General features: G+C 65.4%; 12 protein-coding genes. 4 read left to right on the top strand and 8 right to left on the bottom strand.

The genetic code is table 11. The annotated features are described in order from the left end of the window. Positions 1-4 precede the first annotated feature (4 nt). The 3 genes from ACYCVF_RS11435 (at position 5) to ACYCVF_RS11425 (ending at position 1868) form a co-directional block, all read left to right on the top strand. Positions 5-376: a helix-turn-helix domain-containing protein gene (locus tag ACYCVF_RS11435; RefSeq protein WP_020608151.1), complete on the top strand. Its 372-nt coding sequence runs from the start codon at positions 5-7 to the stop codon at positions 374-376. Between the two features lie 282 nt (positions 377-658). Further along, the gene (locus tag ACYCVF_RS11430; protein ID WP_459602637.1) at positions 659-1480 is read left to right on the top strand and encodes an enoyl-CoA hydratase; all 822 of its coding nucleotides are present in this window, start codon (positions 659-661) and stop codon (positions 1478-1480) included. 103 nt (positions 1481-1583) lie between these two features. Next, positions 1584-1868, top strand: coding sequence for a hypothetical protein (locus tag ACYCVF_RS11425; RefSeq protein ID WP_459602636.1), 285 nt, complete (start codon positions 1584-1586; stop codon positions 1866-1868). A 61-nt stretch (positions 1869-1929) separates the two neighbouring features. On the opposite strand, the gene ACYCVF_RS11420 is transcribed toward ACYCVF_RS11425, so the two are convergent. The 8 genes from ACYCVF_RS11420 to ACYCVF_RS11385 all read right to left on the bottom strand — a co-directional run bounded on the left by ACYCVF_RS11420 (position 1930) and on the right by ACYCVF_RS11385 (position 10902). After that, positions 1930-3009, bottom strand: coding sequence for an isocitrate/isopropylmalate dehydrogenase family protein (locus tag ACYCVF_RS11420; protein WP_459602633.1), 1080 nt, complete (start codon positions 3007-3009; stop codon positions 1930-1932). A 109-nt stretch (positions 3010-3118) separates the two neighbouring features. Further along, positions 3119-4186, bottom strand: coding sequence for an alcohol dehydrogenase (locus ACYCVF_RS11415; RefSeq protein WP_459602631.1), 1068 nt, complete (start codon positions 4184-4186; stop codon positions 3119-3121). 81 nt (positions 4187-4267) lie between these two features. Then, positions 4268-5239: an ABC transporter ATP-binding protein gene (locus tag ACYCVF_RS11410; protein WP_459602629.1), complete on the bottom strand. Its 972-nt coding sequence runs from the start codon at positions 5237-5239 to the stop codon at positions 4268-4270. Further along, the gene (locus tag ACYCVF_RS11405) at positions 5236-6228 is read right to left on the bottom strand and encodes an ABC transporter ATP-binding protein (RefSeq protein WP_459602627.1); all 993 of its coding nucleotides are present in this window, start codon (positions 6226-6228) and stop codon (positions 5236-5238) included. The genes ACYCVF_RS11410 and ACYCVF_RS11405 overlap by 4 nt, the downstream gene beginning before the upstream one ends. Then, positions 6225-7094, bottom strand: a complete 870-nt coding sequence (locus ACYCVF_RS11400) for an ABC transporter permease (RefSeq protein WP_459602625.1) — start codon at positions 7092-7094, stop codon at positions 6225-6227. The genes ACYCVF_RS11405 and ACYCVF_RS11400 overlap by 4 nt, the downstream gene beginning before the upstream one ends. Beyond that, the gene (locus ACYCVF_RS11395) at positions 7081-8031 is read right to left on the bottom strand and encodes an ABC transporter permease (protein WP_459602623.1); all 951 of its coding nucleotides are present in this window, start codon (positions 8029-8031) and stop codon (positions 7081-7083) included. Before ACYCVF_RS11395 ends, ACYCVF_RS11400 begins: the two co-directional genes overlap by 14 nt. A 7-nt stretch (positions 8032-8038) precedes the next feature. Beyond that, the gene (locus tag ACYCVF_RS11390) at positions 8039-9574 is read right to left on the bottom strand and encodes an ABC transporter substrate-binding protein (protein ID WP_459602621.1); all 1536 of its coding nucleotides are present in this window, start codon (positions 9572-9574) and stop codon (positions 8039-8041) included. A gap of 131 nt (positions 9575-9705) precedes the next feature. Continuing rightward, positions 9706-10902, bottom strand: a complete 1197-nt coding sequence (locus tag ACYCVF_RS11385) for a CaiB/BaiF CoA transferase family protein (RefSeq protein WP_459602619.1) — start codon at positions 10900-10902, stop codon at positions 9706-9708. 183 nt (positions 10903-11085) lie between these two features. Here ACYCVF_RS11385 and glgA point away from each other — a divergent pair, with 183 nt between their 5' ends. Next, complete coding sequence (gene glgA / locus ACYCVF_RS11380) at positions 11086-12501, top strand: glycogen synthase GlgA (protein ID WP_459602617.1); 1416 nt, start codon at positions 11086-11088, stop codon at positions 12499-12501. The last annotated feature ends 54 nt before the right edge of the window (positions 12502-12555 follow it).

Below are 12555 nucleotides of genomic sequence, written 5' to 3'. Positions count from 1 at the left end.
AAGAATGAAGCAGCGCAGCGCCGGAAAGCCGGACATCGAGCTTGGCAAGCGAATCCGTCTGCGGCGCGTCGAGATGAAGATCTCGCAGGCCGAACTCGGTGAGAAGCTCGGCGTCAGCTTCCAGCAGGTTCAGAAGTACGAGAAGGGCGTCAATCGCGTCGGCGCTGCACGGCTTCAGCAGATTGCCTCCGCCCTCGATGTGCCCGTGACCTTCTTCTACGACGGCGACAACAAGGCCCGCGAGGTCGAGAGCCTGCTCTTCCTGGACTCGGCGTTCAGCCTCCGCCTGCTGCGCGCCTACAGCAAGATCAAGGACCAGACGGTGCAGCGTCAGCTCGTCTCGCTGATGGAATCGATCGCGGCAAACGAGAGCTGAGGCCGATCGACGGCCTGGCCTTTACGGCCGATGTTCAATCCGCCGCGTCACGGGGGCGCAGCCGGATTGGACGGGTTCTGTCTGTGCCCGCGCGCTTGCGCGCGGTCTGTCTCGGGGGCGGCTTGGCCGCCCCCTCTTCTTGGCAACCTGCCGCCATTCGTCGAACTTCGCGCGCCATGCAATCGCTGCACGGGTGGATGCAAGCTCTCCTCCCCTGCGCCGGTTGACCGCGGCGGCGGCGACGCCGCACATTGCGTCTCGCCAACGACCAGCGAGCGCGCAATGCCCGACATTCTCAGCACGACCGAAACCCCTTACGCGGATGGCAAGATTCTCAAGCACACGGCCGCTGGCGTCGGCGTGATCACCTTCAACAATCCCGACAAGCGCAACGCGATGTCGCTGGAGATGTGGGAGGGATTTGGCGAAGCGCTGACGGCCTTGCGCGACGACGACACCATGCGCGTCGTGATCCTGCGCGGCGCCGGCGGCAAGGCGTTCGTCTCGGGCGCCGACATCAGCCAGTTCGAGAAGGTCAGGCACAATGCGGCGGCGTCCGAGGAGTACGCCAGGCGCAGCGCCGCCCAGCGCGCGTTGCTCGCCGACTATCCCAAGCCGACCATCGCCTGCATCGACGGCTACTGCCTCGGCGGCGGCCTTCAGGTCGCGATGCTCGCCGACATCCGCCTTGCCTCGCATGGCAGCCAGTTCGGCATCCCCGCAGCCAAGCTCGGCATCGCCTACGGCTATGACGGCCTGCGGCATCTGGTGTCGCTGGTCGGCCCGTCCTGGGCGCGGCTGCTGATGTACACGGGTATGCGTATCGATTCCGCTGAAGCGCTGCGCATTGGCCTCGTCGAGCGCCTGTTCCCGGTCGACGAACTCTGGGGTGAGACCATGGCGATCGCCGAGACGATCTCGCAGAACGCCCCGCTCGCGATCAAGGCCGCAAAGATCACCATCGCTCAAGTGCTGAACGACGAGAGCCGGCGCGACATGGATGCCGTCAAGGCGATCGGTAGTTCTTGCATGGACTCGGAGGATTTCCGCGAGGGCCGGCAGGCCTTCATGGAAAAGCGCATGCCGCAGTTCCGGGGACGCTGAAGCTGAACCGGCGTTCAGGTAGATTAAATTCCTCGTGCAACTGAGCGCAGTCGCAACCACTTGATGTCGCGAAAGTTCTCCCGCCACCAACGGGAGATTTGCGATGACACTGAAATTTGCTCTTCTTGGTCTGGTCGCCGTCGGCAGTGTGACGCTCGCTTCGGGACCGGCCCTTGCGGCTATGCCGAATGGCATTCCGCAGGCGGATAAGATCGCAAAAGGCCCAGCCGCAGAGGTCGAACAGGTGCGCTGGGTCTGTAACCGCTGGGGCCGCTGCTGGTGGCGCCCGAACTATTACCGCGCCTACGGCTATTACGGCGGCCCGCGCTTCTACGGTCCGCGCCCGTGGGGCTATCGCCGCCATCACCACCACTGGCGTCGGTGGTGAACGGCAAGGGCCCCTCTCAGGGCCCTTTTCTTTTTGGGTGAAGTGGCACCGCGATCGCTGCTCAAAGCGCCGCGAGCACCGCCTTCGTGATGTCCGCCGTACCGTTGCTGCCGCCGAATTCCATCGGCTTGATGCCGCCGGCATAGATCTGATCCACCGCACGCTCGATCGTCGCGCCGGCTTCCGCGGCGCTCTCGACGCCGTGCTTGTCGGCGAGCCAGTCCAGCATCATCGCCGCGGACAGGATCATGCCGGTCGGATTGGCCTTGCCCTGCCCCATGATGTCGGGCGCGGTGCCGTGGCAGGGCTGGAACACTGCGTACTTGTCGCCGATATCGGCAGACGGGGCCATGCCGAGGCCGCCGATCAGGCTCGCGGTGATGTCGGAGACGATGTCACCGAACATGTTCTCCATCACCATCACGTCGAAATCCCAGGGACGTTTCACCAGGATCGCCGAGCAGGCATCGACATAGAGCCGGTCGGTCTTCACCTCGGGATGTTTCTTGGCGATCTCGTCGAAGATGCCGCGGAAGAATGCGAAGGCCTTGAACACGTTCGCCTTGTCGACACAAGTGAGTGCGCCCGGCTTGCCACGCGCCTTGCGCCGTTCGGCGAGGCGAAACGAGAACTCGAACAGGCGCTCGGACGTCTTGCGCGTGATCACCATGGTCTCGCGCGCATCCTCATGGGTGACGACGCCCTTGCCCATCGAGGCGAACAGGCCCTCGGTGGATTCACGGATCACGACGAGATCGATGCCGCGCGTGTCGGCACCGACGATCGGGCTCGGCACGCCGGGAATGAGGCGCGCCGGACGCACGCCGGCATAGAGATCGAAGATGAAGCGCAGCTCGATCTGCGGCGCGATCTCGGTATTGTCGGGATAGCGCACCGACGGCAGGCCGCAGGCGCCCAGCAGGATCGCATCCGCCTCCTCGCACAGCTTGATGGTGCTGTCCGGCATCGATTTGCCGGTGGCGAGATAATTGTTGGCGCCTGCCGGCGCCTCGGTGAAGCGGAAGCTCAGGCCGGATTTCTGCTCGACCTTACGCAGCACCTCGATGGCCGGCGCCATGACTTCGGGGCCGATGCCGTCGCCGGCGAGCACGGCAACGTGGAAGGCGTTGTTTGCGGACATGGGTTTCCCAAAAAGTAGAAGTCATTCCGGGCGGTCCGCAGGACCGAACCCGGAATCTCGAGGTCCCGGGTTCGATGCTTCGCATCGCCCCGGAACGACGAGGTGAAAACTAAGGTGTTAGCACCGTGCGTCCGACCACTGCGCCCTGCTGCAGCTGCAGCAGCGCCTCGTTGGCCTTGGCGAGCGGTTGCCGCGTCACCGGGATCGGCGGCACCTTCTTGCTTCGCACGAGCTCGAGCAATTCCTGCGTCTCACGCAGATTGCCGACATAGCTGCCCTGGATCGTCACCGCCTTGATCGGAATCAGCGGCAGCGCCCAGGTCGCGCCGCCGCCGAACAGGCCGACGATGACGAGCTTGCCACCCTTGGTCAGGCAGTCGAAGCCGAGCTGCGTCGTGGCGGCATTGCCGACGAGGTCGATCACGGCGCGGATCGGGCCGCCTGCCTTCTTGGCAAGCTGCTCCAGCGCATCCGGCGCCTTGGGATCGACCGTCGCGAGCGCGCCGGCCTTTTCCGCCGCCTCGCGCTTCTTCGCGTCGATGTCGACCATGATGGCGCCCTTGCCGCCCATTGCCTTCAACAGCGACAGTGCCATGAGGCCGAGCCCGCCGGCGCCGAACATCACGATCGGCGTGTCGAAATGCTGTTCGACCTTCTTCAGCGCACTATAGGTGGTGACGCCCGAGCAGGCATAAGGCGCGGTCGTCGCGGGGTCGAGCCCCTTCAGATTGAGCAGATAGCGCGGATGCGGCACCAGCATGTGATCGGAATAGCCGCCGTCGCAATAGACGCCGAGCGAGCGCGGCGTCAGGCACATGTTCTCGTCGCCGGCCAGGCACGTGGCGCATTTGCCGCAACCAATCCAGGGATAGACGAGACCGATGTCGCCGAGCTTGAGATCGCCCTGATCGGTCGGCTTCACGTCGGGACCGAAGGCCAGGATCTCGCCGACCGTCTCGTGGCCCATGGTCAGCGGCAGGTTGATGCCGCGGTCCTTCAGGGACAGCGGCTTTCGGCCGTGGCCGAGATCGTAGCCTCCTTCCCAGATGTGAAGGTCGCTGTGGCAGACGCCGGCCGCCTTCACCTTGATCAGCACCTGCGTGCCCGACGGCTGCGGCGTCGCTTCGTCGACCTCCTGCAGCGGCGCCTTGAAATCGGCGACTTTGAAACTCTTCATCGGCGTCCTCCGGCATGTTTCTCGTTGTCCCGCACCATGCCATGGCCGGCGAGGCGAGACAAACCCGGGAACGGTCTTAGTTCAGGCCAGCGGATGGTGGCAAGCCGCGAACTGGCCGATTGCTACCTCGCGCAACTCCGGTATCTCCGCGCTGCATCGCTGATCCGCGCGCGGGCAGCGGGTGCGGAAGCGGCAACCGGACGGCGGTGCAATCGGCGATGGCGGCTCGCCTGGCGCCACGCTCTCGGCGGGACGAACGTCCGGATCGGGCACCGGGATCGCCTGCAACAACAGCCCGGTATAGGGATGCGCCGGCCTCGCGAACAATTGCTCGGACGGCCCAACCTCGCAGAGCCGGCCGAGATACATCACCGCGACCCGGTCGCTGACCGCTTTGACCACTGCGAGATCATGCGCGATGAACAGAAGGGTCAGATCGAACCGCGCCTTCATCTCCTCCAGAAGATTGAGGATCTGCGCACGAATGGAGACATCGAGCGCCGAGACCGGCTCGTCGCAGACGATGAACTCCGGATTGAGCACCAGCGAGCGTGCGATGCAGATGCGCTGGCACTGCCCGCCGGAGAATTCATGCGGCAGGCGGCCCGCCACGATATCAGGGTCGAGCCCGACCGCAGAGAGCACCTCGCGCACGCGCCGTTTCCGCTCGGCGGCATCCTTGACGCCCGCGATGATCAGCGGCTCGGCCACGATGTCGCCGATGCGGCGGCGCGGATTGAGGGAAGCGATCGGGTCCTGGAAGATCAGCTGGACGCGGCGCCGCATTCTCCGCAGCAACTCGCCCTTCATGGCCGTGAGATCCTCGCCATCGAACAACACGCGACCGGATTTGGCGCGTCGCAATTGCAGGATCGCACGTCCCAGCGTCGACTTGCCGCAGCCGGATTCGCCGACCAGCCCCAATGTCTCGCCGCGTGCAACCTGAAGGCTGACGCCGGAGACGGCGTGGACCGTTTTGTTGCCGAGACCATATTCGACGACGAGATCCTCGACATCCAGAAGCGGTTCGGACCGCACGGCAAGCTGCATCATGCGCCAATTCCCTCGGCCATCCGGATCGGATGGAAGCAGGCATAGAGATGCCCGGGCATCTCGGCGCTCTTCAGCTCGGGCTTGCCCTCATGGCAGCGCTCCCCGACATAGCGGCAGCGCGGCGCAAAGGAGCAGCCCTTCACCGGCCGCGTCGGATCGGGCGGGCGGCCGGAGATGGCGGGCAACGGCGTATGCGGTGCGGTCTCCAGCTTCGGGATCGCCGCCAGCAAAGCCTCGGTGTAGGGCATGTGCATGCGCTTGAACAACGCATGCGTCGGCGCGCGCTCCACCACACGGCCCGCATACATCACGGCGACCTCGTCGGCGCGGCCGGCGACGACGCCGAGGTCGTGGGTGATGATGATCATCGCCATGTGGCGGCGGCGCTGCTCGCGCGCCAGCAGATCGAGAATTTGCGCCTGGATGGTGACGTCGAGCGCCGTCGTCGGCTCGTCTGCGATCAGCAGCTTCGGCTCGCACGACAGCGCGATCGCAATTGCGATGCGCTGGCGCATGCCGCCGGAGCATTGATGCGGATACTGCGCGAGCCGCTGCTCCGGCGCCGGGATGCCGACGGCAGCGAGCAGCTCAACGCTGCGCTTGCGCGCCGCCGGTGCATCGAGCTCGAGATGCTCCTGGATCGTCTCCATCAATTGGGTGCCGATGGTCAGCACCGGATTGAGCGATGTCATGGGATCCTGGAACACGACCGCGAGATCGCGCCCGCGCAAGCGGCGCAAGCGTTCCGCATCGAGCCGCACCAGATCCTCGCCGTCGAACATCACGCTGCCGGTGAGCTTCGCCTTTTTCGGCAGCAGCTGAAGCACCGCGCGCGACAGCATGGTCTTGCCGCAACCGGATTCGCCGACGATGCCGAGCGTGCGGCCGGCGTCCAGCGTCAGGTCGACATGGTCGACGGCGCGCAAATTGCCGCGTGGGGTCGGCAGCTCGACCGCGACATTCTCGATGGTCAAGAGCGGTGCGCTCACAGCGCCCCCTGACGCGGATCGGTCAGCGCCCGCAAGGTGTCGCCGACGAGGTTGAAGGCCAGCACGGTCAGGAACAGCGCGGCCGCCGGCAGGAAGGCGAGCCGCGGCGCGACGTCGAGACTGTCCCGCCCCTCCCCGATCATACTGCCCCAGCTCGCCATCGGCGGCGGCACACCGAGGCCGAGAAAGGACAGCGCCCCCTCGACCACGATGGCGACGGCAACGCCGAGCAGGAAGAAGGCGAGCAGCGGCAGGGTCACGTTCGGCAGCAGCTCGCGCAGGAGAATGCGCGCATGGCTGGCACCCAACGCCTCCGCCGCGATCACGAACTCGCGCCGCGCCAGCGTCAACGTCGCCGCCCGCGCCACGCGCATGAAGGCAGGGATGCCGAGCACGCCGAGGATCAAGGTGAGATTGGGAACCGATTGGCCGAGATAGGCCGTCACGGCGAGAGCGAAGATCAGTGGAGGAAAGGCGAGCAGAACGTCCATGCTGCCGACCACCAGCGTCTCGAACCGGCCACGAAAATAGCCGGCGAGCAGCCCGAGTGCGCCGCCGACGACGAGGCCGATCATCGGCGCGATCAGGCCGACCGTCAGCGACACGCGCGCACCGAAGATCAGCCGGGCGAGCTCGTCGCGGCCGAGCCCGTCCGTGCCGAACCAATGCTCGCTCGAGAAGGCGGCACGGCGCTCCAGCATGTCCATGTCGGTCGGGTTCTGGAGCGGCAGCAGAGGCGCGAGGATCGCGAGCGCAAGAATGATCGCGACCCAGCCGCTCGCGAGCCAGAACAGGAAGCCGAGCTTGCGCTTGCCGCGCGCGGGCGTGGATGCTGCCTCGTCCTGAATGAGCTCAAGCGTGGCCATGGCGGATCCTCGGATCGAGCACGGCGTAGAGCATGTCGACGATGAAGTTCACGATGACGAAGCCGCAGGCGACCAGCAGCACCACGCCCTGGAGGATGACGAGGTCGCGGGTGTAGATCGCGCCGACCAGCAGCCGGCCGATGCCGGGCAGCGCGAAGATCGACTCCACGATCAGCGTGCCGCCGAGCAGGCGCCCGATATTGATGCCGGTCACCGTCACCAGCGTCAGCGACGAAGGCTTGAGTGCATGCACGAACAGGATGCGCGATGGCTTGAGGCCTTTCGCCTTGGCGAGCGCGATATAGTCCTCCTGCAAGGTCGCGATCATGTCGGAGCGCAGGACCCGCATGATGCCCGGCCATTCCGCCAGCGCCAATGTCAGCGCCGGCAGCACGAAGAAGCGCAAGTTCGCAAGCGGCGCCTCGGTGAACGGCACATAGCCGGTCGCCGGCAGCCAGCGCAATTCGACCGCGAACAGGTAGATCAAGAGGATCGCGGTCAGGAAAGACGGCATCGACAACATGGCGAAGGCGCCGCCAGTCATGAAGCGGTCGAAGCCGCCGCCAGCGCGCGCGGCACAGGCGATCGCGAGCGGCACGCCGATCAGGAGCCCGATGAACTCCGCCATCAGCATCAGCTGCAACGAGACCGGGATGCGCTCGGCCACGGCCTGGAGCACCGTCTGCCCCGTGCGGAACGAGCGGCCGAGATCGCCTTGCAGGACCTGACCGAGCCAGCTCAGATAGCGCCACCACAGCGGCTGATCGAGCCCCATGTCACGCCGCAGTGCCGCAACATTCTCCGGCGTCGCCTGATCCCCGAGGATGACCAAAGCGAGATCGCCCGGCAGCAGCGAAGCGATCAGGAAGGTCAGCAGCGAGACGGCAAGCAGGACCGGCAGGATGGCAAGGAGCCGCCGAACGACGAAGTTCAGCATCGCGCGGTCATTCCAACCAGGTGTTCGAGACGTCGATCACGCCGTTGTAGATCTTCGGGAAGCCCTTCAGCCTGGCGCTCGACAGCGCGTAATAGGTGTTCTGGAAGGTCCAGAACCAGATCGCTTCCTTGTTGATCAGGCGGCTGATCGCGCAATAGTCCTCCGTCCGCTGGCCGAGGTCGGCGGTGACTCGTGCGTGGTCGAGAAGCCTGTCGAGTTCGGGGCTCGAGAATCCGGCGAGCGCCAGCGGGCTGCCGCTGCGGAAGTTCGCATACATCTGCGGATCGGGATCGGCGAGATCGACGATCCGCCACGGCGTCAGCTGGAACTGGCGGGTGAAGGCGCGCGACGGAATGGTGGCCTGGTCGACCTGCTCGATCTCCATATTGGCGCCGACGCGCTTCCAGAATTGCTGGAGCACCTGGCCGACCATGCGGCCGCGCGGCGTCGCGGTCACCAGCATCTTGAACTCGACGGGCTTGCCGTAATCCTTGATCAGCGCCTTGGCCTTCTCGACGTCGAAGGGCAACGCGCCGTCGTCCTTGCATTTGACCCAGGAGCCGTCGCCATAGGGATTGGTCGCCGGCCGGCTCAGACCGTTGCTGATCGCCTGCGACATTTTCGGCCGGTCGATCGCCATCACCAGCGCCTGCCGCACGCGGACGTCATCGAATGGAGCGACCTTGGTGTTGAAGGCGTAGACCGCGGCGCCCGAGCCCTTGTAGGTGTGCACGGTGAGCTTGGGATCCTTCTGCGCCTTCATGATGTTGTCGGCGTCATTCTCGTCGTCCCAGATGATGTCGGCCTCGCCCGATTGCAGCGAGGCGAAGCGCGACTGCGCGTCCGGCAGCGGTTTCAGGATGATGCGGTCGAGGTAGGGACGGCTCTTGTCCCAGTAGTTGGGGTTCTTCTCCAGCACCATGCGGTCGCCGGCGGTCCAGGATTTCAGGATGTAAGGACCGGTGCCGACCGGATTGCGATTATAGTCGTCGCCCTTGCTCTTCCAGGCCGTGGGCGAGTGCACGACGTTGTTCTGGCTCTGGATGGTGATCACCGCCGGCAGGTTCACCGAAGGATCGGTGAGGTTATAGACGAGGGTATAGTCGTCCGGCGCCAGCACCTCCTTCATGTTGCTGATGTAGAAGGCGCAGCGGCACTTGTTGGCAGGGTCCTTCTGCCGGTCGAAGTTCTCCTTGAAGGCCTGCGCATTGAAGGGCGTACCGTCGTGAAACTTCACGCCCTGGCGCAGCTTGAAGGTCCAGCTCTTGTAATCGTCGGAATGGGTCCAGGACACCGCGAGCTTTGGCGCGGCCTCGCCCTTGTCGTCGAGCGTTGTCAGCGTGTCGAAGATCGCGGCCGCGGCGGTGAAGGTGGAGGTGTCGTAGACGCCGACCTTCAACGGATCGAAGCCTGAGATCTCGAGCTCCTGGCCGACGGTGATGCTGCCGCCGGATTTCTGCGCCTGCGCCGGCGCGACCAGTGCAAATGCCGCAACAAGGAAAATCGGTGCGCGCTTGCGCGCCGCTGTAGCCGCGTTCGTCATGGTCCCTCCCGGATCCCTCGTCCGATGTTTCGGATCGTTGAATGACCGGGCGAGATTGACCACAAAAGCGGGCCACGGCAAGAGGCACGCGGGGGGAGTTTCAACCTCCGCATGCCGCGACGCAATGCTGTTCAGCCTGTCGCAGCTGTTTTGCCCGGCAGGATTGCCGCATCGCTGGCGAGGCCGATCTCGTCGCGGAGCGCATCCGTATGCTCGCCGAGCACGGCAATCGTCTTGCCCGGCCTCGTATCGGCGCCGGACATCCGGAACGGCAGGTTGAGCACCCGGAAGGAGCCACCCTCGTCCCGCACCTCGGAGAGCGCCTGCCGATGCGCCAGCTGCGGATCGGCCAGGGCCTCGGATACGGTGCGATAGGCCGACGCCGGCACGCCGGAGGCGCCAAGCGCGAGGAGGCATGCATCGGTCGTGAGTTGACGCGACCAGATTTCGACGCCGTCCATCAGGTCCGCCCAGTTCTCGCGGCGCGCGGCGTAGGTGGCAAAGCGCGGATCGGAGATCCATTCGGGGCGTCCGATGACGCCCATCAATCCTTGAAACGTCTTCTCGCTGGCGATCGTGATCATGACGTAGCCGTTTCCCGTCTCCGTCGGCCCGAACATCGGACGCGGCGGCGGCTTCACGGCGAATTGCGAGTTCTGAAGTTCGATCACGGTCAAGGTCAGCATGGATTCCAGCATGGAGACGTCGATGTGCTGACCGAGCCCGGTGACCGTGCGTTGATAGAGAGCGGAAGCGATGGCTCCGAAGCCGTAGGCGCCGGTGACGACGTCGGCGTGGTAGATGCCGCAATAGTCGGGACGGTTGCGGCCTGGCTGGTAGGCGAGATGCGCCATGTCGTAGCCGGAAGCCGCATGGATCACCGGGGCGTAGGCCGGCAGCTCGGCCGAGGGGCCGCTCTGGCCGTAGCCGGAGATCGAGCAGTAGATCAGCCTCGGGTTGACCGGGCGCAGCCTGTCATAGTCGAGCCGCAGCCGGTGCATCACGCCAGGGCGGAAGTTCTCCACCAGGATGTCGGCAGTCGCGGCCAGCCGGCGCACCGCCTCCTGACCATGCTCGGACTTGAGGTCGAGGACCACGCTCTTCTTGCCGACGTTGAGCTGGCCGAACACGGTGCTGCAGCCCTTGCGCAAAGGAGGTCGCGTCCGCATCGTCTCCCCGCCGTCGGTCTCGATCTTGATGACCTCCGCGCCCATGTCGGCGAGCATCCGCGTGCAATGCGGACCGGCGATCGTGGTCGAAAAATCCAGGACCCGCAGGCCCGCGAAGGCCTTTATCGTTGTGCCGTGATGCTCATCTGCTAGCTGCATCCTTGAAGCCCCTCTTTGGAACCTTCAATGTTTCTTCTTGTTGATGCCGCGACCCTAGAGGGCGGCGGCTGAGTAGGAAAGTGTTTACCGAACAGGCGCACCGCATGGGCGGGCTTGGGAATTCCAGGAAACTGGACCCGTTCTTGCATAGCAGGGAACGGGATCGGAAGAGGGCGGCTGTTCTTGAGGGTCTTGTTCGTCACCACAGAGATGGACGACTTCGTCCGCGTCGGTGGACTGGGCGCCGTTTCGGCCGCCCTTCCACGTGCACTTCGGTCCTTTGCCGATATCCGGATCATGCTGCCCGGCTATCGCGACATCATCGAGCAACTCACGCATATTCAGATCGTCGGGCGCTGTCCTGCGTTCGCGGAAATGCCGGCCTGCTCGCTCGGTCGGGCTGCGACCAAGGACGGCCTGCCGGTCTATGTGCTGTTGTGCTCACAGCTCTACGACCGGCCAGGCAATCCCTATGGCGACGAATCCGGGCGCGACTGGCCGGACAACGACATCCGCTTCGCGCGCTTTGCCTCGGCGGCGGCTGAGCTCGCAATGGGCACGCTGGACACGAATTGGGCAGCGGACCTGATCCATGCCAATGACTGGCCAGCCTCGCTCGTGCCGGCCTACCTCGCCTGGCGCGGCGCAAAGCTGCCGTCGATCCTGACGATTCACAACCTCGCCTATCAGGGCCTCTTCCCGAAGGACTCGCTGCGGCGGATCGGCGCCCCGGAGAGCTCCTTCCACATCGACGGCGTCGAATTCTACGACCAGGTCTCCTTTCTCAAGGCGGGCCTCGTCTATGCCTCGCACCTCACCACCGTCAGCGGCACCTATGCGCGCGAGATCACCACGGCCGAATTCGGCTGCGGCCTGGAGGGCCTGCTCCGCCTGCGCTCGGATGCGGCCGAGCTGACCGGCATCCTCAACGGCATCGACGAGAGCTGGGACCCGCGTTCATGCGCCCAGCTCGCCCAGCAGTTCGGCGCCGGCGACTGGGCCGGCAAGAGGGCCAATGCGGATTACGTGCGCAAGCAGTTCGGGCTTGCCGTCTCGCGCGGCCCGATGTTCGGCATCGTCGCGCGACTCGTGCACCAGAAGGGCATCGACCTCGTGCTCTCGGCGGCAGACGAGATCGTCGACGCCGGCGGGCAGATCGTGGTCACCGGCTCCGGCGAGCCGGCGCTCGAGCAAGCCCTGATCGACGCGCATCGCCGCCGCCCCGACGCCATCGGCGTCGTGATCGGCTTCAACGACGCCCAGGCTCGCCGCATCTTCGCCGGCAGCGACTTCACGCTGATGCCGTCGCGCTTCGAGCCGTGCGGCCTCAGCCAGATGTACGCTCAGCGTTTCGGCTCGCTGCCGATCGGGCACCAGACCGGCGGTCTCGCCGAGACCATCACCGACGGCGAGACCGGCTTCCTGTTCTCCAAACCCTCGCGCGAATCTTTCCTCGGCGGCGTCCGCCGTGCTTTCTCGGCCTTCATGGCGCACGACCAGCTCGATACCATGCGCCGCAGCGCCATGGGACGATCGTTCTCCTGGAGCATTTCCGCCGGCAGCTACAGCGCACTTTACCGCAAGCTGGCGTCGGTGTGAGGCGCCGCTGTCATTCCGGGGCGCGCCGCTTGGCGCGAGCCCGGAATCTATCGT

This window comes from Bradyrhizobium cedriense (assembly GCF_054602315.1).
Note: the sequence above shows the minus strand (reverse complement) of the source record. Positions and strands in the feature narration are given on the sequence as shown.